We start from the raw sequence: 21763 nt of genomic DNA, 5'->3' as shown, positions 1-21763 counted from the left end.
CTACTCGGTGTCTGCGGGAAAAAGCGGGACGGAAGCGGTCTGGCGGGCGCGATAGGCATCGAGCCGATCGGCTAGGTCGTCATCCGAGAGCGCCAGCACGGCCGCCGCGATCAGCGCGGCATTGATGGCGCCGGGTTCGCCGATGGCCAGCGTGCCGACGGGAATGCCGCCGGGCATCTGGACGATGGAGAGCAGGCTATCCTGCCCGTTGAGCGCCTTGGATTTGACCGGCACGCCGAAGACCGGCAGCGGCGTCATCGAGGCAATCATGCCGGGCAGGTGGGCAGCGCCGCCGGCTCCGGCAATGATGACCTTGAAGCCCTCGGCGCGCGCATTGGTGGCGAAATCGACCAGTCGTTCGGGGGTGCGGTGGGCGGAGACGATTCGCGCCTCATATTCCACCTCCAGCGCCTCAAGCGTTTCGGCGGCGAGACGCATGGTGGGCCAGTCGGACTGGCTGCCCATGACGATGGCGACGGGTGGTTTTGTGAGCACGGCCGATTCCCCTATCGGTCTCAAGCAAAGCGCGGAACTAGCCTAATTGTCGCCACAACTCAAGGCGGCTGGAGCCCTCAGGCGATGATGTCGGGCAGCAGAATGTTCTCGAGTTGAACGATGCGATCCTTGAGCGCGAGCTTGCGCTTCTTGAGGCGCTGGATCAGCATCCGATCGGCCACGTGCGACTGCGTCAGCGTGTCGATCGCCGCGTTGAGATCGCTGTGTTCCTGGCGCTTGGTGGCCAGTTCCAGACCCAGGCTGGCTTCCTGTTCCTTGGTGAGCGAAAGCATCGATATCCGCGTGCCCCTAACGCTTGCGCCGTTACCTCTGGTTAACTGATCACGGGGAGTTTTGCACCAGATTTCCAGAGGGCCCCCAAAGGCAGTCGACAAGTCGTGAATTATTTGTGACGATCAATCCGTCCACATAGGCTTTCAAGGAGTTGTTATGACGACTGAAGGGCATATCGCGGCGCTCGAACGGCGCCACCAGGAGTTGGACCGCCAGATCCAGGCCGAACTGCAGAGTACCCGGCACGACGATCTGATGGTCAGTGCGCTGAAGCGCAAAAAACTCGAAGTGAAGGACGAACTCTACAAGTACACCACGACGACCCAGTAAAGCGGCGCAGATTTATCCCCTTGGGGAATGAAGGGTCACAGCATTTGCTGCGGCCCTTTTTTGTTGTCTCACGCGCCCCAGAACACACCCATGGCGCCCTTCCAGATCAGGTAGAGCGACAGCAGGAAGACCAGCCAATAGGCGATGCGGTAGAACCACTTCATGGAGATGCGGCGCACCAGGACTATGCCGACCAGCACCCCGGCAATGCCGACCGGGATCAGCGCTGCCGACAGCTGCAGGTTGCCGACATTGAGCTGGCCCAGGAAGAAATAGGGGATCAGCTTGGCGGTATTGACGATGGCGAAGAATACCGAAGTGGTGCCGGCATAGACCGCCGGGGTCAGGCGCTGCGGCAGCACGTAGATCTGGAACGGCGGGCCGCCGGTATGGCTGATGAAACTGGTGAAGCCGGCAAAGCCGCCCCAGAATATTCCCCAAGGCCTTGAGGGGTGGAGCCCCTCGAGCTTCTTGCGCAGCGGCAGGATGGCGTCGAGGATGAAGAGCAGCGTCACCACGCCGACGAAGAGCAGCACGGCATCGTCGGACACGAAGGCCCAGAGCACCCAGCCAATGATGGTGCCGACGGCGGCGCCGGGCAGCATGATGCGCAGGATGCGCCAATCCACTTCCTTGCGATAGGTCCAGACGGCAAAGGCATCCATGGCCAGCAAGACCGGCAGCATCATGCCGGCGGCGTCACGGGCCGGCATGACCAGGCTGAGCAGGGGCACGCCCACCATGCCGAGGCTGCCAAGCAGCCCGGCCTTGGACAGGCCGACAATGAGCACCGCGATCACGGCGATCGTGACGAAATAGGGATCGAAGATGGGCATGGGGAAAGTCCGGGGAAGGTCGTACTACTCGGTACGCTTCGGTGCCGGCTTGTCAACTGGAATGGTAGGCTTATCGGCGCGCATGGCTTCGTCGAGCAGGCCCATCGAATGGCGCACCATGCCGACATAGGCGTCCTCGTCATGGCGGACCGCGAAGCTGTCCTCCAGCAGCTGGTTGTCGTGCCGCTCGAAGGCCTGGGCCATGTGCATGGCGTCGATGGGGGCCACGCCGAGCTGGGTCAGCACCTTGGCGCCCAGGCTGACAGCGGAGAGGAAGGTCTCGCGCTCGAATATCTCCACACCCAGCGCCATCAGTTCATGGGCATGGCCGCGATCGATGGCGCGGGAGGCGACTGGCACATTTGGGAAATGGCGGCGCAGCGTGCGGGCAATGCCGAGGATACGATCGCGCCCGCCGACGGCGATGACCACCAGGTCGGCCTGTTCCACGCCCGCGGCATGCAACAGCGCCAGCCGCGATGCATCGCCATAGAAGACCTTGACGCCGAATTTGCGCACCAGCTCGATCTGGGCGGCATCGTCGTCGATCAGGGTCATGTCGAAGCCCTGGGCACGCAGCATGCGCGTGATGATCTGGCCGAAGCGGCCATAGCCCAGGACGACGATGTTGCGATGCTCGTCGATAGGATCGTGCGGACGCGCGGTCCGGGCATCGAGGCGCGGCGCGACGAGCCGGTCGAAGGCCAGCAGCAGCAGGGGCGTCGTGGCCATGGACAGGGCCACGGCGACCGCCAGCATGGCATGGTCGTCTGCGCTCATTGCGCCCACGCGCTCGGCAAACTGGAAGATGACGAAGGCAAACTCGCCGGCCTGGCTGAGGAGGATGGCCACAAGCAGCCGGTCGGCCAGGTGCATGCGGAAGATGCTGGTCAGCGTGAACAGCACGGCGATCTTGATGCCGACAAAGCCGATGACGAGAGCCGCCAGCCGCAGAGGCTCGGACCAGAGCACGTCAAAGGCGATCGACATGCCCACCGAAATGAAGAACAGGCCCAGCAGCAGCCCCTTGAATGGTTCCAGGTTGCTTTCAAGCTCGTGACGATACTCGCTGTCGGCCAGCAAAACGCCGCCGATGAAGGCGCCGAGCGCGGGCGAGAAGCCATTTACCTGCGCCAGCAGGGCTGTGCCGAAGACCATGGCAAGGCCGAGTGCGGTGAAGGCTTCGTGCACACCGGTGCGGGCGACGAAGCCCAGCAGTGGCCGAACCAGGTAGCGCCCGGCAATGACAGCGGTAATGAAGACACTCACGATGATGAGCGGCGTGATCCAGTCGAGCGGATCGGCCATGGCCTCGACCGCTTCGGTGACTTCGAGGTCGAGCGCGCCGGAAGACATGGCGAGCAGCGGAATTGCGGCCAGGATCGGGATCACCGAAACGTCCTGCACCAGCAGCACTGCCAGGCTGGCGCGGCCGGCATCGGTTCTGGTGATGTCGCGTTGCTGCGCCGACTGGATGGCAATCGCGGTGGACGACATGGACAGGGCCAGCGCGATAATGATGGCCAGATTGGTCGCGAAGCCGGCCAGGACAAGCGTCAGGGCGATGACGACCGAGGTCGCCACCATCTGGGTCACGCCCAGGCCCAGCACCTTGTGGCGCATGCGCCAGAGTTCGCTGGGCTGTAGTTCGAGGCCGATCAGGAACAGCATCATGACGATGCCGAAATCGGCGATCTGGTGGATAATGTCGCTGTCGGAGACGAGGCCCAGGCCAAAGGGGCCGATCAGCACCCCGGCGGCGAGGTAACCCAAGACGGTGCCGAGGCCGGCCGCCTTGGCAAGCGGCACCAGCGCAACGCTGGTTGCGAGAATAACGAAAATGGCCAGCAGGATGTTGTTTTCCATTCCGCTGGCCAGATTATCCTAGTTGTCGGAATCGCTCTTGAGCGACTTGAGCTTGGCGAACACGGAGTCGGCATCGAAATCGTTCTGTGCCTGCTCGGGGCGATGGTCGTTGGCGGCGAACTCGTTCTCTTCGCCTTCGACATGGCCGCGGGTGCCGGAACGAGCCAGGGCTTCCTCGGCGGTCATCAGCATGGTGCCCTCGGCCGGCTCATCGACGCCCGGGCCGCCCTTGCTGGCGCGCTTGACCTCGAGGTCGAGGTCGATCTGGCTGCACAGGCCCAGCGTGACCGGATCCATTGCGGCGAGGTTGGCCGAATTCCAGTGGGTCGATTCGCGCACCGAATCGATGGTCGACTTGGTGGTGCCGACCAGGCGCATGATCTGCGCGTCCTTGAGCTCGGGATGGTTGCGCACCAGCCACTTGATGGCGTTGGGGCGTTCATTGCGGCGCGAAATCGGGGTGTAGCGCGGGCCCTTGCGCTTGGCAGCGGCAACGCGAACCTTGGGCTCGCTGAGCTTCATGCGATAATTGGGATCGGCCTCGGCCTTCTCGATTTCCTCGCGGGTCAGTTGCCCGTTCTGGATCGGGTTGACGCCCATGATGCCGCCGGCGACGTCGCCATCGGCAATGCCCTGAACTTCCAGCGGGTGCAGCGTGCAGAAGGCAGCGATCTGCTCGAACGACAGCGCAGTGTTGTCGACGAGCCAGACAGCGGTCGCCTTTGGCATCAACAGGGGCTGGGTCATGATAAATCTCTCCTGCAGGCGCGGCCGGTTTTCCTCCGGACCGCTCCGCCTCTTTGCTTCATGCTGAGGGGGAACAAAGCACAATATATGGGGTCAGGGGCCGATCCGCAATGGCGATGTGGTCTATTCCCCCTCTCCAAAGCCGGTGACCAGCACGATTTTGCCGACATGGCCGCGCGCTTCCATGGCGCGATGGGCATCGGCGGCCTGCGCCAGGGGGAAGGCGGTGACCGCGGGCTTCACGAAACCGGGCTGCGACAGGGCTGGCAGCAGGTCGGCGCGGATGCGGTCGGCAATGGCCGCCTTGGTGGCTGATGTCTGCGGGCGCAGCGTCGAGCCCGAAAGCGTCAATTGCTTGGCCATGATGGTGCGCAGCGAGAGGTTGGCGCTGGCGCCGTCGAGGGTCGAGACCTGCACGATGTGACCTGACCGGGCCGAGGCGGCGATGTTGCGCTCGGCCATGGTCCCGCCGATGATATCAACGACGCGGTCGACGCCCTTGCCGTCGGTCAGCGCCATTACGCGCTCGACCAGGTCCTCGCTGGGGTGATCGATGGTCGCCACGGCGCCGAGACGACGGGCATAATCGGCCTTGGCGGCTGAGGACACCACGCCGATGGCTCGCGCCCCGAGCATGGTGGCGATCTGGATGGCCGCGCCGCCAATACCCCCGGCGGCACCGTGGACCAGTACCGACATGCCCGGCTCCAGTCCGGCGCGCATGACAAGCGTCTGGGTGATGGTGAACCAGGTTTCTGGCAAGGCTGCCGCCTCGACCAGCGTCCAGCCCGGGGGGGTGGGGAGCACCTGGCCGGATGGCACCGCCGCATAGTCGGCATAGCCGCCGCCATTGGTCAGGGCCATGACGCGGTCGCCGACCTGCCAGCCGGTGACATCGCTGCCAAGCGCTACGATTTCTCCGGCGATCTCGAGACCCAGCAAGGGGGAGGCGCCGGGTGGCGGATCGTAGTGGCCGCGACGCTGGGCCAGGTCGGGCCCGTTGACGCCAGCGGCGGCGACGCGGATCAGCACGTCATTGGCGCCGCAGCCGGGCACGGGGCATTGGTGCGTGGCGAGAACGTCGGGATCGCCGGGGCGGGTGATGGCGATGGCCTGCATATGGGTCGGTATCATGCAGGCATGCTGATCGAAGCCGATTTGCTCCGCAAGTCTTTGGCGCTAATGTCGCCGTTCAATGCTGGCACGGAGGCTCACAATGTTCGACGAAGAGATCAAGAAGCCCAAGGCCCATGAGGTCGGCATGTCCATCGACACCATGTCGGTGGAGGAGCTCAACGAGCGCATCGGCCTGCTCGAGGCCGAGATCGCCCGGCTGCGGGTTGCCATCGCGGCACGCGACGCCACGCGCAAGGCCGCCGACGCCGCGTTCAAGCTGTAGCGATGGCCGGGGCGCTCAGCGGCCAGCCGGTTTGACGGAGCCGTCGCCCATCACGGCTGACAGGTCCGATTGCGGCGCGGTGGTGGTCTCGCGCGGCGGATCGGGCTGGGGATTAAAGCCCTTAGTATCGCCGGGATGAACGAAGCCGTTGCCGGCCTTGACGGCGGGCAGCAGGTCGGCGCCATAGCCATCGGTGGTTGAGATTACCATGAGCGCGACCAGCAGGCCGGCAGCTGCTCCAGCAGAAATGGTGGTCATCTTGCCTCTCCACATTGGCGGAATGTCAATATGGGCAGCAGACACCAGGCCGCCTGCATGACGGCGGAACGGCACATTCATCAATTGTTCACCAAATCGCGCCGGTTAGGCTTAACGGCTGGTTGACGTTGCAGCGGCCGGCCGACAGGCTAACGTCGAGCACCAAATTGTCCTAGGGGAGAGCGGACGATGCTGACGGAGCGGGATGTCGTGCTGGAGGGCGTGAGGCCGCTGGATCTCGAACAGCTGCAGCTGCTGGCGGAGGGCCATTCAGCCACCGCATCGGACCAGCAACTGGCGCGGATCGAGGCCAAGGGATGGCTCGAGACATTTAATGGTATCCACCTGATCACCATCACCGGACGGGCGCTGCTGGAACGGCCGCCACACCGGCGCGGCTGAGCCTGGAAAGACGTAGTCAACAGGTCGGCAAGCGGCAGGGTTAAGAAATCGACTCTCGTTAACCTGCAATTAATCTCTGCGCGGTAACCTTGCATTATTCAGATTGTTCTGGATTTTGCAGAGTGGTTTCTCCCTCTGTTTGACGCCTCCCTGTTAACTTCGAGAGCGGTTCTTACCGCTCTTTTTTCTTTTCCGGGGGGCATTTGGCCCCGGTATAGCCCTGATTTTAAAGCTCCTTTCAGCTTGATCGCGCACAAGGGATGACGCCCCGGCCTATTGCGCCTAGCATATGGGCCAGGAGGAGCATGGCTTGACGGATGTGAAAGAGACCGGATCGGCAATCGCCATCGGGCCACGTATCGTGGCATCGGGCGGCTTTGACCTGCTCTATCGCGAGGGCATGGGGCTGATCGAGGATGTCGCGTCCTATCTCGATGGCGAGGGGCGCAGCGAAAGCCGCATCCTCGGCCGCGAAGCCTCGTTCCTCTACGCTACCGAATCCATGCGTCTGACCACGCGGCTGATGCAGCTGGCCTCCTGGCTGCTGCTGCAGCGCGCGGTCAATGAGGGCGAGATATCGAAAGAAAATGCCCGCTCCGAAAAGGAGAAGGTCAAATTCTCGGCGACGCCATCGGAACGCGGCGGCCCGGGCTATGATCAGCTTCCCGAAGCCCTGCGCATCTATATCGACAAGGGCGACCGCCTGTTCGACCGGGTGATGCAGTTTGACACGCTGGAGCGCGGCAAGATGCCGGAGCTCGATTCCGCCGCGGCTAATGGCATTGCCGACCAGTTGGCGCGGCTCAAGGCGGCGTTCGGGCGGGCCTAAACCTTGAGCTGTTCCAGGCCCGGGGCCGTGAATGCGACCGCGACTTCGGTGATGTCGTAGGTCGTTACCCCGGCCACCATGAAGGGGTCGGTCGCAACCAGCGCCTCGATGCCCGCCCTGTCGCCCTTGGCCAGGATAAAGCCGCCGGTGCGGGGCACCTTGCGGCCCGAGGCCAGAAATGTACCGCTGGCATAGCCGGCCTTGATCCAGTCCATATGGGCGGGCACGTGCCTGTCGACCTCCTCAAGCGGGGCGATGTAGGTCAGTGTCAGGATGAACATGGCTGCCTCCGGCGGGTTGGTACGAAAAAGCCCGGCGCGATGGCCGGGCTTTTCGAATTCATAACGGGATGGCTTAGATGCCAAGGCCCTTGAAGCGCTCCTTGAAGCGCGAGACGCGACCGCCGCGGTCGAGCAGCTGGCCCGTGCCGCCGGTCCAGGCCGGGTGCGTCTTGGGATCGATGTCCAGCTGAAGGGTGTCGCCTTCCTTGCCGTAGGTCGAACGGGTCTGGTACTTGGTGCCGTCGGTCATCACCACATTGATCATGTGGTAGTCCGGATGGGTATCTGCCTTCATCGGTGTCGCCTCAAATCAAACGGGCGCCGAGGCGCCCGGAGAGCAGTTAAACTGGGTGTTGGCGGCTTCATACAGAAAGCCCGGCCGCTCCGCAAGGGCGCGGGCGCGGCAATTTCACACCGGGGAGGCTGTTGCCGCCTTCGCGGTCACGGCCTATATCGGAGCCTCAAGCGCGGCCGGTCAGTCCGGTCCCCAAGCAGTGTGGCATGACCGAGCGATGACAGACCAGGCCGTCCCGGTTCAGGCCGATCCCGATAAGATGATGGCTACTCCAGTGGTCAGCCCCCGCAAGCTGCAGCCGCTGCGCAAGCTCGTGCCGTTCATGCTGCGCTATCCCTGGCAGCTCGGGCTGACCGTTGCGTTCCTGCTGATCTCCACCGTCGCGTCGCTGGCCATCCCCGCCCTGCTGGGCGGCGCCATCGACCAGGGGTTCGTCGCACAGAATCTTGAGAATGTCGGCCGCTATGGCTGGCTGATCATCGCGGTGGCAGCGATCATGGCGGTGGCGAGCGGGGCGCGCTTCTATTTCATCTCGGTCATTGGCGAGCGGGTGCTGGCCGATCTGCGCCAGGCGGTGTTCGCACATCTGCTGCGCCTCGATGCGCGCTATTTCGATACCCATCGGGTGGGCGAGCTGACCAGCCGGCTCAATGGCGACGTGGCGATGATCCGCGGCGCAGTGGGCTCGAGCTTCTCGCTGGCTTTGCGGTCCACGGTGACCATTGTCGGGGCGCTGGTGATGATGCTGCTGACCAGCCCCATCCTGACGCTGGCGGTGGTCGTGGCGGCGCCCGCGATCCTCTTTCCGGTCATCACCTTCGCCCGGCGCCTGCGCGGCATGTCGCGCAAGACGCAGGACGCCCTGGCCGATCTCAGCGCCATGGCCACCGAAATGCTGGGCGCCACCCGCACGGTCAAATCGTTCACCCAGGAGCCGGTGCAGGCCGCGCACTATGACGAGCGCAGCGAAGCCAGCTACCGTGCCGAAGTGCGGCGCCTGCTGGCGCGTTCGGTGCTGGTCGGCATGGTGATCTTCCTGGGCACGGCGGCCCTGGTGTTTCTCGTGTGGTGGGGCGCGCGCTCGGTGTTCGAGGGCACGGTCACCGCCGGACAACTGGCGCAGTTCCTGGTCTATGCTTTGATGGCATCGGGCGCGTTGACCAATGTCAGCGAAGTGCTGGGCACGCTGCAATCGGTGGCCGGCGCCACCGAGCGGCTGACCGAAATTCTCGATACCGAGCCGACGATCCGCGAAATCGCCCATCCAGTGGCTCTGCCGGCGCCGGCGTTGGGCACTGTGACGTTCGAAGGGGTGTCGTTTTCCTATGACGGCGCCGAGCCAGTGCTTCAAGGCCTCGATTTTGCCGTCGGTCGCGGCGAGACGGTGGCGCTGGTGGGGGCGTCGGGTTCCGGCAAGTCGACGACGCTGTCGCTGTTGCAGCGTTTCTACGATGTCAGCGGCGGTGTCATCCGCGTCGATGGTATCGACATCCGCGATGTCAGGCTGCGCGAGCTGCGGCAGCGCTTCGCCTATGTCGAGCAGGAGCCGACGATCTTTGCCGGCACGATTGCCGAGAATATCCGCTTCGGCAAACCCGAGGCCAGCCAGGCAGAGGTCGAGGCCGCTGCGCGCGCCGCCCTGGTGCATGATTTCGTCCAGGACCTGCCGCTGGGCTACGATACCATGGTGGGTGAACGCGGCGTGACGCTGTCGGGCGGGCAGAAGCAGCGCCTCGCCATCGCCCGCGCCATCCTCAAGAATGCGCCCATCCTGCTGCTGGACGAAGCGACCAGTGCGCTGGACGCCCAGAGCGAGCGGCTGGTGCAGGTGGCGCTGGAACACCTGATGGAGGGCCGCACCACGCTGGTCATCGCCCACCGGCTGGCGACCATCCGCGACGCCGACAATATCCTCGTGCTCGATGGCGGCCGGGTCATTGACCAGGGCACGCATGACCAGCTGGTGGCCAAGGGCGGCCGCTATGCGGAACTGGCCAAGCTGCAGTTCCGGATGGATGAGCTGGGCTGAAGAGTGGATTCCCGCCTGCGCGGGAATGACGTCGTGAGGGGCGAGAGTGTCTTCTACCCCTCGGTCAGCTTGAACTCGATGCGCCTGTTCCTGCGATAGGCGTCCTCGTTCTCGGCCGGATCGAGCGGAGTGAACTCGCCGAAGCCGGCGGCTACCAGCCGGTTGGGCGAAACCCCCTTGGTCACCAGGTATTGCGCCACCGAGATGGCGCGGGCGGCCGAGAGCTCCCAGTTGGAGGGGAAGCGCTCGTTGGAGATCGGCCTGATGTCGGTGTGGCCATCGATGCGCAAAACCCAGTTGATATCGGGCGGAATCTCGGTCTCGAGCTGCAGGATGGCGTCGGCCAGGGCATCGAGATCGGGCGTGCCTTCGGGTGAAATATCGGCCTTGCCCGGTTCGAACAGCACTTCGGACTGGAAGACGAAACGGTCGCCGACGATGCGCACATCGGCGCGGGCGGCCAGGATATCGCGCAGGCGGCCGAAGAAGTCGGAGCGATAGCGGCTGAGTTCCTGCACGCGCTGGGCCAGTGCCAGGTTGAGGCGGCGACCAAGATCGGCGATCTGGGTCCGCGATTCGGTATCGCGCGCCTCGGAGGCCTCGAGCGCAGCTTCAAGGGCGCCGATCTGGGTGCGCAGGGCCGCCAGCTGCTGATTGAGCAGCGTCACCTGGGCATTGGCCTCGTCGGAAAGTTCCTGGGCAGTCAGCAGATCGTCCTGCAGCCCGGCAATGGTCGCATCCTTGTCGCCCAGCCCGGTGCCGATGCCGGCGAGCTGGCTGCTGAGGGCGGCATTGTCGGCCTGGGCGCTGCCCAAAGTCGCCGACAGGGTGGCGATCTGGGTGGTCAGGTCGTCGGAATTGGCGCGTTCGAGCTGCAGCAGGTCCGTCAGCTCGGCGATCTGGCTGTTGAGCCGGGCCAGCGCGGTGTCACGCCCCTGAATTTCCTGGCCGAGGAAAAACTGGGTCAGCATGAACAGGGACAGCATGAAGATGATGACGAGCAGCAGGCTCGACAGGGCATCGACGAAGCCGGGCCAGTAGTTGGCCTCCTGGCGCCGGCGGGAACGGGCTCCCGGCATGGGTCAGTTCCGCCGCTCGTTGTCGCCCTGCGACAGCACGGCATCGATCAGCTCGCGCAGCTTGCGGTTGGTCTCGCCCTGCTCGTTGATATGCTTGCGCAGGTCGTCCTGCTCGGTGCGGATATGCTTGACCAGGCCATCGATGCCGCGCGCCAGTTCGGCCATGGCGCGGATGGCGTTCTGGCTCGAATTCTGATTCTGCATGCTGTCGCCGAGCTTGTCGAACATGGCCTGCATTTCAGGGCCCCCGGCATTGGCCTGCATGGCGCTGACTGGGTGGTCGAGTTCGGTCATCGAGGTCATCCAGTCCTCGAGATCGGTATAGAAGGCGTTCTGGGCCTGGCTGGTCTGGAGGTCGAGGAAACCCAGGACCAGCGAGCCGGCCAGACCGAAGAGGCTCGACGAAAAGGCCGTGCCCATGCCGCCCAGGGGGGCCGCAAGACCTTCCTTGAGATTGGAGAAGAGGGCGCCGGTATCGGCGGAGGTGACGTCGAGGGCGTTGATCACGCCGGCGACCGAGCTCACCGTTTCGAGCAGGCCATAGAAAGTGCCCATGAGGCCGAGAAAGACCAGCAGGCCCGTAAGGTAGCGCGAGGTGTCCTTGGCTTCATCGAGACGGTTGCCCACCGAATCGAGGATCGAGCGCATCGAGGAGGGGGTGATCACCGCTTCCCCGATCCGCTCGCGCAGGATGCCAGCAACGGGCGCCAGCAGGATGGGCGGACGCACATTGGTGGTGGTGCCATCCTGCAGCGAATTGACCCACTTCACTTCGGGAAACAGCCGGATGACCTGACGGAAGCTGAGGAAGATGCCAACGAACAGAGCCAGGAAGATCATCGAATTGATGAAGGGGTTGGCCCAGAAGAAGGTCGCGATGCTGGTGAACAGGATGGCCCCGACGAGACCGACCAGCACCAGGAATATCACGATCTTGACGAGGTAAACGGTCGGGCTGGCCAGGTGGTAGGGATCGTAGCCTTGCGTCATCTTGCCTGAACCTTGCCCCATACGCGCAAATCACATGCAGGCAGAGTAGTCAGCGCAGGCGGGTCGGGCAATGAGAAAGGTTAACGGCTGATGGAGGCGTGATCGGGGGCGATGCGCCGAAGAGATGCAAGCATCACCAGTCGCGGTGTCATTTCGGCGAAGGCCGGAATCCGGCCTGAGGTTTCGCGGCCAGCCGCGGACGTGGCGCAATCTGAGGATGGATCCCGGCCTTCGCCGGGATGACATCATCGTGGATGTGGAAGCGTCGCTAAAGGATGGCCGACGCTACTGGATACCCTTGAGCTGCTTGAGCAAAGCGGCCTGCAGGGTTTCGTTGCCGGCCACAACCTGGCCGTTCCACACCGAGCCGGGGCTCCCGGCAAAGTCGGAGACGAAGCCACCGGCTTCCTTGACCATCAGCAGGCCCGGCGCCACGTCCCAGGGGGCGAGGCCGGCTTCCCAGATCGCGTCGTAACGACCCGAGGCCAGCCAGGCCATGTCCATCGAGATGGAGCCGGTGCGGCGGATACCGGCGACGGCCGGATTGATATGGGCCAGTTGGCGCAACTGCAGCGCATCATTGGCGGTGCCCTGGGTCTTGATCCCAGTGCACACGACTGCGTCGGCCAGCGACTTGCGGCCGGCGACACGCAGTCGCTTGCGATCGTTGAGCCAGGTGCCGCCGCCCTTTTCGGCGGTATAGAGCTCGTCGAGCACGGGATTGTAGATCACCGAGGCGACGATCTCGTTGGCCCGTTCCAGGGCGATGGCGACGGCAAAGAGTGGGATCGAATGCAGGAAATTGGTGGTGCCGTCGAGCGGGTCGATCAGCCAGCGATGCTGGCCATCGGTGCCGGCGACCTCGCCGCCCTCTTCCATTAGGAAGGCATAGGTCGGGCGCGCCTTGAGCAATTCGTCATAGACGATCTGCTCGGCCCGCAGGTCGGCCTTGGAGACGAAATCGGCCGGGCCCTTGCGGGACACCTGCAGGTTCTCGACTTCGTTGAAGTCCTTGGTCAGCGACTTGCCGGCCTTGATGGCGGCATTGACCATGACATTGAGGATTGCTGAGCGTGCCATATCAGTCGGCCCGGCGCATATAGGTGGCCTCGGTCGTATCGACGACGATGCGCTCGCCCACGGCGATGAAGGGCGGCACCATGACCTTGAGACCGTTGGAGAGAATGGCCGGCTTGAACTGGCTGGAGACGCTTTGTCCCTTCTGCACCGGATCGACCTCGGCGACTTCGAGCACCACGTTGGGCGGGAACTTGATGCCGAGCGGGGTTTCCTCGTGCATTTCGAGGGTGATCTTCATGCCGTCCTGGAGGAAGGCGGCGCGCTCGCCGACGAAGTCCTTGGCCAGTTCGACCTGCTCGTAGCTGTCCTGGTCCATGAAGACCAGGCTATCGCCCTGCTCGTAGAGATAGGTAAAGTCGCGGAATTCGAGCTCGACGGTCTCGACCGTCTCGGCCGAGCGGAAGCGCTCGTTGAGCTTGGTGCCGCCGAGAATGGCCTTCAGCTCGACCTGGGCATAGGCGCCGCCCTTGCCGGGCTTGACGTGATCAACCTTGACCGCGACCCAGAGGCGGTCCTGGTGGTTGACGACGTTGCCAGGGCGAATTTCGTTGCCGTTGATCTTGGCCATGTAGTGGTGCTCTCGGTCGCAAAAGTATCTGCTTGGGCCAAGCGCGCCGGATGCGGCTGGCCGAAGGTTGATGGGGTCTATGGGCGTGGCGGGCTTATTGCCTCAGAACGTCCGCCGGTTCAAGGGTCTTGCGGCCCGGCGGCTTGCGGTGCCTCGTCCGCATCGGTGGGGGCGGGCAGGGCTTCGCCCTCTGCTGCCGGGTCGCCAGCGGTGGGGATCGAAAGGATGGTTTCCTCGGTCGGCGGGGTCGAGGGCCAGAAGCGGGCCCGCTCTTCGGCGCTGGCCAGTTCGGCCTCGGGAATGGACACCAGCAGCCGATCGAGGGAGGGATCGGACAGGCCCTGGCGGCGGGCCAGGGCGCGCCACATGGCAGCCTCTTCCAGGTTCAGCGGTACGCCCTCGCCGACGGCAAGCAGCTTGGCATAGCGGTTCTGGGCGACGGCATTGCCGGCTTCGGCGGCGCGGCCATACCAGGTTGCGGCGGCGACCACGTCCTTGTCCACGCCCTGGCCCAGATAGAGCAGGGTGGCGTAATCGATCTGGGCGGCGATCAGGTTCTGCTCGGCGGCGAGGGCGATATAGCGGGCGCCTTCGGCCGGATTGGGCGCGACACCGGCCCCCTCGATCAGCATGGAGCCATAGTCATACTGCGCCTCGGGCAGCTCGGCGTCGGCGGCTTCCTTCATCAGGGTGGCGGCGGTGACCAGGCTTGGCGAGGCATAGATGCCTTCGACATGCAGCAGAGCCATGTTGTATTTGGCCGGAATGTAGCCGGCGTCGGCGGCCTTCTTGAACAGATCGGCCGCGCGGGCGCGGTTCTTGGGCACGCCGATGCCATCCTGATAGGCCAGGGCCAGCGCGAAGGTGGCGAGGCGGTCGCCGCCATCGACGGCCAACTGGTACCAGCCGGCGGCGCGCTGGTCATTCTGCGCCACGCCCAGGCCCTTGGCATAGAGCTCGGCAATCAGCGTCTGGGCGGCTGGGTCACCCTGTTCGGCGCGCGGCAAGGCCAGTTCGAGCGCGGTGAGGAAATAGCCGCGCTGGAAGGCGCCGAAGGCATAGTCGGTGGGAACGCGCGGCCCGAAGATCTGGTCGGAAATGGCGTCGGCCGGGCTGGCCGGCGCCTCTTCCTGCGCCATGGCGAGGGATGGTGCCAGCGCGAGCAGGGCGGTGAGCAGGACGCGGCGCATCATGCTGAAGCTCCCAGCGTGGTGGCAATCGCCTGCATGGCCTTGGCCGGCTCGGCTGTCGACCAGAGGCTCTGCGAGAGCGCCAGGAATTCGGCGCCACGCGCATCGACGGTTTCCGCGGCGGCATCCGGCTGGCTCAGCACGGCCGGTATTTCGAAGGTCTGGGCCCACCATTCGGCCAGCTCGGCGGCCGCCGCATCGGGCTGACCGTCGATGGGGCCAAAAAACACGTAGTCGATCTCCAGTTCGCCCGCCGTCATGGCGTCGTGGCGGGAATGAAGGTTCCCCGCGCCGACGATCATGGCCGGCTTGAGCGCAGCGATGGCGGCCTTGAGCGCCGCGGCTCCGGTGGTCACGTGGACGCCGTCGGCACCCAGCCGCCTGGCCAGCGCGGCGTCGTTCTCGATCAACACGGCGCAGCCGGCGCCCTGGCCGACATTGATGGCCGATGCGGCCAGTTTGGCATAGGCGGCATCATCCATGGCGCCGCGGGCCACCAGCAATGCCGAGAACTCGGCGGCGTTGAGCACGGCCATCAGGGTTGCGGGGAAGCGCTCCGGCTCGGCATCGGGTGGGGTGATCAGATAGAGCTGGGGGGTGGCCATGGCTTCCGGGTACTCGACGCTGGGCGTCTTCTTGACCGCCCATTTTGGCGATAAAGAGGACGCATTTCCAATAGGCGAAGGCCCGGCCGGGCGCAAAGAAAATGCGCGCCCCCCTGGGAGGAGGGCGCGCACAGGCGTGACGTTGGGACGTCAGGTAGAACCGTGTCGATCTTCGCGCGATGCCGGCCTGCAAATGCCAGCCCTCTGCGCTTCCGGTGCTCACGTACTGATGTACGCTCCGCTCCGGTTCTCGAAATCCGTCACTTTCGACTCGGCCTGGCGCGAACCTCGAAACGGTTCGCTACGCGGCCCGGTCGAGTTCGCCAGACCACGTGCCGAGGGCCGCCAGCGAATTCATATGGGCGCGATGGGTGAAGGCGGCCTGGGCCTGCGGGAAATTCTCGCGGCGGCCGGCCCAGGTGCGCAGGGCAACGTTCTGCAATGCGCGGCCATAGGAGAAGGTCATGGGCCAGGGTTTGCCCGATATCCGGTTCATGGCGGAGAGGTGGGCGGTCGCTTCCTCGTCGGTCTGGCCGCCCGAGAGGAAGGCGATGCCGGGAACGGCGGCGGGGACATGCTCGCGCAGTACGGCGACGGTGCGGTGGGCGACCTCATCGACCGTCGGCCGCTCGCGCGAGTTGATGCCGGGCATGATCATATTGGGCTTGAGCAGCATGCCGCCGAGGTCGACGCCGGCGAGGCGCAGTTCCTTGAAGGTATTTTCAAGCACGTCGCCGGTGACCGCGGCGCAACGCTCCATCGAGTGGTTGCCCGGATCGCCGTCGCCGACCACTTCGGGCTCGACGACGGGAACGATGCCGGCTTCCTGGCAGAGGATGGCGTAGCGGGCCAAAGCATGGGCATTGGCGCGGATATTGTTGCGGGTGGGTGCCACGTCATTGATGGTGATGACGGCGCGCCACTTGGCAAATCCGGCACCCAGGGAGGCATAGCGCTCGAGGCGCTGCCGCAGGCCATCAAGGCCCTCGGTGATCTTCTCGCCATTGTCGCCCGGCATCGGGAAGGCGCCGCGGTCGACCTTGATGCCGGGAATGACGTCGGCATCGGCGAGGATGGCGCGGAAGGCCGTGCCGTCAGCGGCATGCTGCTCGAGCGTTTCCTCGGTGAGGATGACGCCCGAAATATACTTGGTCATCGCCTCGGTGGAGCGGAACAGCATCTCGCGATAATCGCGGCGCAGGTCGAGCGAATTGGGCAGGTTGATCTTGGCAAAGCGCTTGGCAATGGTGCCTTCGGACTCATCGGCGGCCAGGATTCCTTTCCCCGGTTCCATGAGCTTCTGGGCAATGGCATTGAGCGACTTCGACATGGTCCGACCTCGGAAAATTGGGATTGCCCGAAGATTAGACTTTCGTTACGGCGACGGCGATTAGACCTGCGTTTATGCGACGAAAGGGGGATGGAACCTATCCCACCTCGTCAGGCCAATCCTGTGCCGTGTGGAACAGGCGAACGATGACGATACGTTCGTCCATGATCCGGTAGACGGCCAGATACGATGTTCCTGAGATGACCAGCTCACGCGTTTCTGCAACCCTGCCCGGTCTGCCGGAATGCGGAAAATCGACCAGTCGCAATACGGCCTCAACGAGCCTTGTATCGTTCTCCGCAGCGGCGCGCGGACTATCCTGCTCGATGTAGGAGAAGGCGTTCTTGCGGTCTTCGATGGCAGCCGGCAACCACTCCAGGATCACTGACCCGACTCTTCAGCTTTCCTGATGGCGTCGGCACGCCGCTGCGCAAAGTATCGTTCGACCTCGTGGTGCGGCACGGGAGGTCGGGGGTCATCCAGCGCTTCCTGCACCTTGGCCCTGAACCACTTGTCATAGGCCGCCGGGTCTGTGGTCAGGCCGGCCGGCAGGGCGCCTTCGTTGGCGACGCGGGTCAACAGGATGCGGACAGCGTCAGACACCGTAAGGCCCATTGTATCAAGGACGGCGGTGGCGCGGTCCTTTATGTCAGAATCGATACGGGTTTGAATGAGGGCGTTTGCGGCCATGGTGATGCTCCTTAAGGGCAAATGTAATGCATCTGCATTACATTGTCCAATAGGCGCAGCCTACTTCTTCAGCGCCTCCACGCCCGGCAGCGGCTTGCCTTCCATCCATTCGAGGAAGGCGCCGCCGGCGGTCGAGACATAGGTGAAGGCGTCCTTGACCCCGGCATGGGCGAGGGCGGAGACGGTATCGCCGCCGCCGGCCACCGAGATCAGCTTGCCGTCATGGGTGCGCTTGGCGACATGCTTGGCGATTGCCACGGTGCCGGCATCGAAGGGGTTCATCTCGAAGGCGCCCATGGGGCCATTCCAGACCACGGTATTGGCGTCGTCGATGGCGCCCAGGATGCGCTCGATCGAGGATGGGCCGATATCGAGGATCATGCCGTCATTGTCGATGGCGTCGACGCCGTAGAGCCGGGTGGGGGTATCGGCCTTGAAGTGCCAGGCGACGACCGCGTCGATCGGCAGGATGATGGCGCAGCCGCTGTCGATGGCCTTGTCCATGATGCGCCGGGCGGTTTCGGCGAGGTCCTTTTCGCAGAGCGACTTGCCGATGGCATAGCCCTGGGCATGCAGGAAGGTGTTGGCCATGCCGCCGCCGATGACGAGGCCATCGACCTTGGCCACCAGGTTTTCCAGCAGATCGATCTTGGATGAGACCTTGGCGCCGCCAACGATGGCGATGACCGGCTTCCTGGGCTTGCCGAGCCCGGCCTCCAGCGCTTCGAGCTCGGCCTCCATAGCGAGGCCCGCCGCTGCGGGCAGCAGGTGGGCCAGCGCTTCGGTGGAGGCGTGGGCGCGATGCGCGGCCGAGAAGGCATCGTTGATATAGACATCGCCAAGGCTGGCCATGCGCGCGGCCAGCTCGGGATCGTTGGCCTCCTCGCCGGGATGGAAGCGGGTATTTTCCAGGATCAGCACGGAACCGGCCGGAGCGGATTCGATGGCGGCTTGGGCGCCGGACACATCGGTCCAGTCGGTGGCGACGAAGCCGACGGGATGGCCAGTCTGGTTGGCGACGGCTTCGCAGACCTGTTCAAGCGAGAATTGCGGATCGACCTTGCCCTTGGGGCGGCCGAAATGGCTCAGCAGGATGGCCTTGCCGTCATGCTTGACGATTTCCCTTATCGTGGGGACCAGCCGCTCGATGCGGGTGGCATCGGTGACCTTGCCGTCGGCGACCGGCACGTTGAGGTCGGCCCGGAGCAGCACACGCTTGTTCTTGAGGTCGAGCTCGTCGAGGGTCTTGAAGGTCGCGGACATAGATGGTCTCCCGGGTATTGGCCGTTGCCGTGGCGTAGCAGAGCCGCGCGGACGGGGGAAGCGCAAGCGGGAGAAATCTATGCGGGTCAGGGATGCAGCAGCATGCGACGCAACAGGTCGCCCAGCAGGAAGAGCGGCAGCCCCAGCAGGGTCAGGCAGACGAGCCGGCCGATGTCATCCACCAGGACGTGGCGGGCGAAGCCATCACTGGGCCAGGCGGCAAGACCGACGCGGCGGCGGATCAGGCGGTCGCGGAGCAGGATGAGGCCCGCCGTCAGGGCCGGCGGTACCACCAGCATGGCCGGCTGCCCGGCGAGGCCAATCAGCACCGAGGCGAGGGGCAGGCTGGCAAGAATCCGGCGCATGATATGGAACATTGCGGTGCCCCCACGACGAGATGCTCCCCTTCTAGGCTGATTTGATGACTGTGCGGCGACAGCGATGATCAGTCCTGGCGCTGGAACAGCCCCGGATAATTCACCACCAGCCGGTCGGCATCCACCTCAAGTACTCGCTCGAAGCCATCGGCATTCTGGAAGCGGAAGCTGATGTCATCGAGCTGGGTATAGATCTGTTCGTCCCGGCGGACCGTCATCTGGTCGCCGTCGATCCAGGCCATGGCGAAGCGCTGTGGCTCGCCGATGACCCACTGGCAGCGCCATAGCGGCAGGGAGTTGGTCAAAGGCGTCGGCCAGAGGTCGATATCGATGCAGTGGCGCAGCGCCGGCAGGGGCTCGGCGCGGTCGTCGGACCAATTGCCCGATCCGTCCGAGAACAGCTCGAGCACCTCGCCATCGGTGCGCTCGATCCGCACGGTGCGCACATGTTCGCTGTCATCGAGCTTGATACGGTAGAACAGGCCATAATTGGGGGTGATGATGGCGCCGCGGATGCGGGTATCACGCGGCGTGGACACGACGTGGCAATGTTCCAGCGTCACGGGATCGAGCCCGCGCCAGCGAATGGATCGATCCAGACTCATCTGTGCCTGCGTCCCCGTAGGTTCGGGCAAAAACTACCGATTGTTCGGGTCATCTGGCAAGCGGGCGTCAGCGGGGGCGGACCGGTTGCCGCAGGATGGTCTTGAGCCTGGCCGGGTCGCTGCGGCGCGGGTCGCCGAGATAGATTTCGTGGTGATGGCCATTGAAGGTCAGGCCGCGCGCGGGCATTTCGACATCATGCAGGCGGGCGAGGATGGGCCCCTCGTCATCATAGCTGCCGATGTGGAGGACCTGGAGGCATTTGCCCTCGTCGAGCTGGCCCAGCCGAAGGGTGTCCGGGGCACTGCCGAGCTTGCTGGCGGACTTGGTGACCGCAGCCTCGAACATCGCGCTGGTCAGAAAATCGGGCGCCATGATCATCATGGTCCAGCGCCAGTTGTCCTTGCGGCGGGCGACGAAATCGGCCGGGTCATCGGCCCACCACAGGCCTTCGAGGGGCGGCACGACATAGTCCTGGCCGAGTGCGGCCCTGGCGGCGAATTTCAGCGCATAGCTGGTGGAATAGAGCCACTCGATGGCGGTCTGGTAGGCTGGGGTGGTATTGGGATTGCCCGATCCGTCGACCATGACGAACTGCATCGGTGGGATGTCGACCAGCTCGATGGTTTTGGTGGCCTGGTAGTGTTCCAGGCTGCGGCGGAAATCGATCTTGTCCATGCTCTGCCTTCCCCAAGCGGCGTCATTGCCCGGCCTGTCCGGGCAATCCAGCGATGCCACCAGACCACATGGACCACCTGGACAAGCCTGTTGGTGACGACTTGGGGAGGTCCCGAAGTCGACGGTGACGCCGCGCCATGACAGATCCTGTCAGGAAATGCATCGGGTCCCACCAAAGAAAAAAGGGCGCCACGCGGGCGCCCTTTTGAATCCGGTGTTGGGAAGCCTTACAGCGTCTTGCCCAGCGCGACGGCCGTGTCGGCCATGCGGTTGGAGAAGCCCCATTCATTGTCATACCAGGAGAGGATCGAGGCGAAATTGCCGCCCATCACCTTGGTCTGGTCGAAAGCCAGGGTCGAGGAATGGCTGTCGTGGTTGAAGTCGATCGAGACGTTGGGCTGGGTGGTGTAGCCCAGGATGCCCTTGAGCTCGCCATCGGCATATTTCTTGACCGCGGCATTGATCTCGTCGGCCGTAACGTCGCGCTTGGTGATGAACTTGAAATCGACGCAGGAGACGTTGGGGGTCGGCACGCGGATCGAGACGCCGTCAAGCTTGCCCTTGAGCTCGGGGAGCACCAGGCCAATGGCCTTGGCCGCGCCGGTCGAGGTCGGGATCTGGCTCAGGGCTGCCGCGCGGCCGCGATAGAGGTCCTTGTGCATGGTGTCGAGGGTCGGCTGGTCACCGGTATAGGAATGGATGGTGGTCATCATTCCCTTCTCGATGCCGAATTCCTTGTGCAGCACATAGGCGACCGGCGCCAGGCAGTTGGTGGTGCAGGAGGCGTTGGAGACCACGATGTGGTCCTTGCTGAGCTGCGCGTGGTTGATGCCATAGACGACCGTGAGGTCGGCGCCATCGCCGGGGGCCGAGATCAGCACCTTCTTGGCGCCGGCCTTGAGATGGGCGGAGGCCTTTTCCTTGCTCGTGAAGATGCCGGTGCATTCGAGCGCGATGTCGACGCCCATGGCGGCGTGCGGCAGCTCTTCCGGGTTGCGGACGGCGGTCACCTTGATGGGGCCGCGGCCCACATCGATGGTGTCGCCATCGACCGTCACGGTGCCGTTGAAGCGGCCATGCACGCTGTCAAAGCGGAACAGGTGGGCATTGGTCTCGACCGGGCCGAGATCGTTGATGGCCACGACTTCGATATCGGTACGGCCGGATTCGATGATGGCGCGCAGGACGTTGCGGCCGATGCGACCAAAACCATTGATGGCGACGCGGACTGCCATATTAGACGCTCCTA

General features: G+C 64.3%; 28 protein-coding genes. 5 read left to right on the top strand and 23 right to left on the bottom strand.

Annotation, left to right across the window (positions count from 1 at the left end):
* Together purE and IH615_RS18655 are read right to left on the bottom strand one after the other, a co-directional pair.
* Positions 1 to 495, bottom strand: coding sequence for a 5-(carboxyamino)imidazole ribonucleotide mutase (gene purE / locus IH615_RS18660; protein ID WP_291364276.1), 495 nt, complete (start codon positions 493 to 495; stop codon positions 1 to 3).
* Between the two features lie 77 nt (positions 496 to 572).
* On the bottom strand, positions 573 to 788 hold the full coding sequence (locus IH615_RS18655; RefSeq protein ID WP_291364274.1) for a DUF465 domain-containing protein: 216 nt from the start codon (positions 786 to 788) through the stop codon (positions 573 to 575).
* A 157-nt stretch (positions 789 to 945) separates the two neighbouring features.
* Here IH615_RS18655 and IH615_RS18650 point away from each other — a divergent pair, with 157 nt between their 5' ends.
* Positions 946 to 1119, top strand: coding sequence for a YdcH family protein (locus IH615_RS18650; RefSeq protein ID WP_291364272.1), 174 nt, complete (start codon positions 946 to 948; stop codon positions 1117 to 1119).
* Between the two features lie 68 nt (positions 1120 to 1187).
* Here IH615_RS18650 and IH615_RS18645 read toward each other — a convergent pair whose 3' ends face one another.
* The 4 genes from IH615_RS18645 to IH615_RS18630 form a co-directional block, all read right to left on the bottom strand.
* Entirely contained in the window at positions 1188 to 1955 is a 768-nt protein-coding gene (locus IH615_RS18645) for a sulfite exporter TauE/SafE family protein (RefSeq protein WP_291364270.1), read from the bottom strand.
* Positions 1956 to 1979: 24 nt separating this feature from the next.
* A complete protein-coding gene (locus IH615_RS18640) occupies positions 1980 to 3821 on the bottom strand; it encodes a monovalent cation:proton antiporter-2 (CPA2) family protein (RefSeq protein ID WP_291364268.1) in 1842 nt (613 codons plus the stop codon).
* Positions 3822 to 3839: 18 nt separating this feature from the next.
* Positions 3840 to 4568 carry a cell cycle transcriptional regulator TrcR gene (locus tag IH615_RS18635; RefSeq protein WP_291364266.1) on the bottom strand — a complete coding sequence of 243 codons (729 nt, stop codon included), beginning with the start codon at positions 4566 to 4568 and terminating at the stop codon, positions 3840 to 3842.
* Between the two features lie 123 nt (positions 4569 to 4691).
* On the bottom strand, positions 4692 to 5702 hold the full coding sequence (locus IH615_RS18630) for an NAD(P)H-quinone oxidoreductase (RefSeq protein ID WP_291364264.1): 1011 nt from the start codon (positions 5700 to 5702) through the stop codon (positions 4692 to 4694).
* A gap of 82 nt (positions 5703 to 5784) precedes the next feature.
* Here IH615_RS18630 and IH615_RS18625 point away from each other — a divergent pair, with 82 nt between their 5' ends.
* Positions 5785 to 5967 carry a DUF1192 domain-containing protein gene (locus tag IH615_RS18625; protein ID WP_291364262.1) on the top strand — a complete coding sequence of 61 codons (183 nt, stop codon included), beginning with the start codon at positions 5785 to 5787 and terminating at the stop codon, positions 5965 to 5967.
* 15 nt (positions 5968 to 5982) lie between these two features.
* Here the strand turns inward: IH615_RS18625 and IH615_RS18620 are convergent, their stop codons facing one another.
* A complete protein-coding gene (locus IH615_RS18620) occupies positions 5983 to 6225 on the bottom strand; it encodes a hypothetical protein (RefSeq protein WP_291364260.1) in 243 nt (80 codons plus the stop codon).
* A gap of 189 nt (positions 6226 to 6414) precedes the next feature.
* Here IH615_RS18620 and IH615_RS18615 point away from each other — a divergent pair, with 189 nt between their 5' ends.
* Positions 6415 to 6627 carry a hypothetical protein gene (locus IH615_RS18615; protein ID WP_291364258.1) on the top strand — a complete coding sequence of 71 codons (213 nt, stop codon included), beginning with the start codon at positions 6415 to 6417 and terminating at the stop codon, positions 6625 to 6627.
* Positions 6628 to 6946: 319 nt separating this feature from the next.
* Positions 6947 to 7456 (top strand): DUF1465 family protein, encoded by a 510-nt coding sequence (locus IH615_RS18610; RefSeq protein WP_291364502.1) that lies wholly within the window; start codon positions 6947 to 6949, stop codon positions 7454 to 7456.
* On the opposite strand, the gene IH615_RS18605 is transcribed toward IH615_RS18610, so the two are convergent.
* The gene (locus IH615_RS18605; protein WP_291364256.1) at positions 7453 to 7737 is read right to left on the bottom strand and encodes a YciI family protein; all 285 of its coding nucleotides are present in this window, start codon (positions 7735 to 7737) and stop codon (positions 7453 to 7455) included. The two genes, IH615_RS18610 and IH615_RS18605, sit on opposite strands and share 4 nt — an antisense overlap.
* Positions 7738 to 7810: 73 nt before the next feature.
* The gene (gene rpmE, locus IH615_RS18600; RefSeq protein WP_291364254.1) at positions 7811 to 8032 is read right to left on the bottom strand and encodes a 50S ribosomal protein L31; all 222 of its coding nucleotides are present in this window, start codon (positions 8030 to 8032) and stop codon (positions 7811 to 7813) included.
* A 217-nt stretch (positions 8033 to 8249) separates the two neighbouring features.
* Here rpmE and IH615_RS18595 point away from each other — a divergent pair, with 217 nt between their 5' ends.
* A complete protein-coding gene (locus IH615_RS18595) occupies positions 8250 to 10061 on the top strand; it encodes an ABC transporter transmembrane domain-containing protein (RefSeq protein WP_291364252.1) in 1812 nt (603 codons plus the stop codon).
* Between the two features lie 53 nt (positions 10062 to 10114).
* Here the strand turns inward: IH615_RS18595 and IH615_RS18590 are convergent, their stop codons facing one another.
* The 14 genes from IH615_RS18590 to gap all read right to left on the bottom strand — a co-directional run bounded on the left by IH615_RS18590 (position 10115) and on the right by gap (position 21749).
* Positions 10115 to 11140, bottom strand: a complete 1026-nt coding sequence (locus IH615_RS18590) for a peptidoglycan -binding protein (protein ID WP_291364250.1) — start codon at positions 11138 to 11140, stop codon at positions 10115 to 10117.
* Between the two features lie 3 nt (positions 11141 to 11143).
* Positions 11144 to 12130, bottom strand: a complete 987-nt coding sequence (locus tag IH615_RS18585; protein WP_291364248.1) for a flagellar motor protein MotA — start codon at positions 12128 to 12130, stop codon at positions 11144 to 11146.
* Positions 12131 to 12415: 285 nt separating this feature from the next.
* Complete coding sequence (locus IH615_RS18580) at positions 12416 to 13210, bottom strand: inositol monophosphatase family protein (RefSeq protein ID WP_291364247.1); 795 nt, start codon at positions 13208 to 13210, stop codon at positions 12416 to 12418.
* Between the two features lies 1 nt (position 13211).
* Positions 13212 to 13778 carry an elongation factor P gene (efp, locus tag IH615_RS18575; protein ID WP_291364245.1) on the bottom strand — a complete coding sequence of 189 codons (567 nt, stop codon included), beginning with the start codon at positions 13776 to 13778 and terminating at the stop codon, positions 13212 to 13214.
* 119 nt (positions 13779 to 13897) lie between these two features.
* Positions 13898 to 14971, bottom strand: a complete 1074-nt coding sequence (locus IH615_RS18570; protein WP_291364243.1) for a tetratricopeptide repeat protein — start codon at positions 14969 to 14971, stop codon at positions 13898 to 13900.
* Positions 14968 to 15573, bottom strand: coding sequence for a thiamine phosphate synthase (locus tag IH615_RS18565; RefSeq protein ID WP_291364241.1), 606 nt, complete (start codon positions 15571 to 15573; stop codon positions 14968 to 14970). The genes IH615_RS18570 and IH615_RS18565 overlap by 4 nt, the downstream gene beginning before the upstream one ends.
* A 301-nt stretch (positions 15574 to 15874) precedes the next feature.
* Positions 15875 to 16903 (bottom strand): class I fructose-bisphosphate aldolase, encoded by a 1029-nt coding sequence (locus IH615_RS18560; protein ID WP_291364239.1) that lies wholly within the window; start codon positions 16901 to 16903, stop codon positions 15875 to 15877.
* Between the two features lie 97 nt (positions 16904 to 17000).
* The gene (locus IH615_RS18555; protein WP_291364237.1) at positions 17001 to 17288 is read right to left on the bottom strand and encodes a type II toxin-antitoxin system RelE/ParE family toxin; all 288 of its coding nucleotides are present in this window, start codon (positions 17286 to 17288) and stop codon (positions 17001 to 17003) included.
* Positions 17285 to 17593 (bottom strand): type II toxin-antitoxin system RelB/DinJ family antitoxin, encoded by a 309-nt coding sequence (locus IH615_RS18550; protein ID WP_291364235.1) that lies wholly within the window; start codon positions 17591 to 17593, stop codon positions 17285 to 17287. Before IH615_RS18550 ends, IH615_RS18555 begins: the two co-directional genes overlap by 4 nt.
* A gap of 60 nt (positions 17594 to 17653) precedes the next feature.
* A complete protein-coding gene (locus IH615_RS18545) occupies positions 17654 to 18856 on the bottom strand; it encodes a phosphoglycerate kinase (RefSeq protein WP_291364233.1) in 1203 nt (400 codons plus the stop codon).
* 86 nt (positions 18857 to 18942) lie between these two features.
* Complete coding sequence (locus tag IH615_RS18540; protein ID WP_291364232.1) at positions 18943 to 19233, bottom strand: hypothetical protein; 291 nt, start codon at positions 19231 to 19233, stop codon at positions 18943 to 18945.
* Positions 19234 to 19301: 68 nt separating this feature from the next.
* Positions 19302 to 19838, bottom strand: a complete 537-nt coding sequence (locus IH615_RS18535) for a putative glycolipid-binding domain-containing protein (RefSeq protein ID WP_291364230.1) — start codon at positions 19836 to 19838, stop codon at positions 19302 to 19304.
* A gap of 67 nt (positions 19839 to 19905) precedes the next feature.
* A complete protein-coding gene (locus IH615_RS18530; RefSeq protein WP_291364228.1) occupies positions 19906 to 20514 on the bottom strand; it encodes a GyrI-like domain-containing protein in 609 nt (202 codons plus the stop codon).
* A gap of 227 nt (positions 20515 to 20741) precedes the next feature.
* Entirely contained in the window at positions 20742 to 21749 is a 1008-nt protein-coding gene (gap, locus tag IH615_RS18525; protein WP_291364226.1) for a type I glyceraldehyde-3-phosphate dehydrogenase, read from the bottom strand.
* Positions 21750 to 21763: the final 14 nt, after the last annotated feature.

The sequence above is a fragment of the Devosia sp. genome, from assembly GCF_014860165.1.
Taxonomy (GTDB): domain Bacteria; phylum Pseudomonadota; class Alphaproteobacteria; order Rhizobiales; family Devosiaceae; genus Devosia.
Note: the sequence above shows the minus strand (reverse complement) of the source record. Positions and strands in the feature narration are given on the sequence as shown.

What these genes read in the sequence shown, in the direction of transcription:
- IH615_RS18655 (WP_291364274.1), bottom strand. Translation starts at nt 788, where the DNA reads ATGCTTTCGCTCACCAAGGAACAGGAAGCCAGCCTGGGTCTGGAACTG.
- IH615_RS18650 (WP_291364272.1), top strand. Translation starts at nt 946, where the DNA reads ATGACGACTGAAGGGCATATCGCGGCGCTCGAACGGCGCCACCAGGAG.
- IH615_RS18645 (WP_291364270.1), bottom strand. Translation starts at nt 1,955, where the DNA reads ATGCCCATCTTCGATCCCTATTTCGTCACGATCGCCGTGATCGCGGTG.
- IH615_RS18640 (WP_291364268.1), bottom strand. Translation starts at nt 3,821, where the DNA reads ATGGAAAACAACATCCTGCTGGCCATTTTCGTTATTCTCGCAACCAGC.
- IH615_RS18635 (WP_291364266.1), bottom strand. Translation starts at nt 4,568, where the DNA reads ATGACCCAGCCCCTGTTGATGCCAAAGGCGACCGCTGTCTGGCTCGTC.
- IH615_RS18630 (WP_291364264.1), bottom strand. Translation starts at nt 5,702, where the DNA reads ATGATACCGACCCATATGCAGGCCATCGCCATCACCCGCCCCGGCGAT.
- IH615_RS18625 (WP_291364262.1), top strand. Translation starts at nt 5,785, where the DNA reads ATGTTCGACGAAGAGATCAAGAAGCCCAAGGCCCATGAGGTCGGCATG.
- IH615_RS18620 (WP_291364260.1), bottom strand. Translation starts at nt 6,225, where the DNA reads ATGACCACCATTTCTGCTGGAGCAGCTGCCGGCCTGCTGGTCGCGCTC.
- IH615_RS18615 (WP_291364258.1), top strand. Translation starts at nt 6,415, where the DNA reads ATGCTGACGGAGCGGGATGTCGTGCTGGAGGGCGTGAGGCCGCTGGAT.
- IH615_RS18605 (WP_291364256.1), bottom strand. Translation starts at nt 7,737, where the DNA reads ATGTTCATCCTGACACTGACCTACATCGCCCCGCTTGAGGAGGTCGAC.
- rpmE (WP_291364254.1), bottom strand. Translation starts at nt 8,032, where the DNA reads ATGAAGGCAGATACCCATCCGGACTACCACATGATCAATGTGGTGATG.
- IH615_RS18595 (WP_291364252.1), top strand. Translation starts at nt 8,250, where the DNA reads ATGACAGACCAGGCCGTCCCGGTTCAGGCCGATCCCGATAAGATGATG.
- IH615_RS18590 (WP_291364250.1), bottom strand. Translation starts at nt 11,140, where the DNA reads ATGCCGGGAGCCCGTTCCCGCCGGCGCCAGGAGGCCAACTACTGGCCC.
- IH615_RS18585 (WP_291364248.1), bottom strand. Translation starts at nt 12,130, where the DNA reads ATGACGCAAGGCTACGATCCCTACCACCTGGCCAGCCCGACCGTTTAC.
- IH615_RS18580 (WP_291364247.1), bottom strand. Translation starts at nt 13,210, where the DNA reads ATGGCACGCTCAGCAATCCTCAATGTCATGGTCAATGCCGCCATCAAG.
- efp (WP_291364245.1), bottom strand. Translation starts at nt 13,778, where the DNA reads ATGGCCAAGATCAACGGCAACGAAATTCGCCCTGGCAACGTCGTCAAC.
- IH615_RS18570 (WP_291364243.1), bottom strand. Translation starts at nt 14,971, where the DNA reads ATGATGCGCCGCGTCCTGCTCACCGCCCTGCTCGCGCTGGCACCATCC.
- IH615_RS18565 (WP_291364241.1), bottom strand. Translation starts at nt 15,573, where the DNA reads ATGGCCACCCCCCAGCTCTATCTGATCACCCCACCCGATGCCGAGCCG.
- IH615_RS18560 (WP_291364239.1), bottom strand. Translation starts at nt 16,903, where the DNA reads ATGTCGAAGTCGCTCAATGCCATTGCCCAGAAGCTCATGGAACCGGGG.
- IH615_RS18550 (WP_291364235.1), bottom strand. Translation starts at nt 17,593, where the DNA reads ATGGCCGCAAACGCCCTCATTCAAACCCGTATCGATTCTGACATAAAG.
- IH615_RS18545 (WP_291364233.1), bottom strand. Translation starts at nt 18,856, where the DNA reads ATGTCCGCGACCTTCAAGACCCTCGACGAGCTCGACCTCAAGAACAAG.
- IH615_RS18540 (WP_291364232.1), bottom strand. Translation starts at nt 19,233, where the DNA reads ATGTTCCATATCATGCGCCGGATTCTTGCCAGCCTGCCCCTCGCCTCG.
- IH615_RS18535 (WP_291364230.1), bottom strand. Translation starts at nt 19,838, where the DNA reads ATGAGTCTGGATCGATCCATTCGCTGGCGCGGGCTCGATCCCGTGACG.
- IH615_RS18530 (WP_291364228.1), bottom strand. Translation starts at nt 20,514, where the DNA reads ATGGACAAGATCGATTTCCGCCGCAGCCTGGAACACTACCAGGCCACC.
- gap (WP_291364226.1), bottom strand. Translation starts at nt 21,749, where the DNA reads ATGGCAGTCCGCGTCGCCATCAATGGTTTTGGTCGCATCGGCCGCAAC.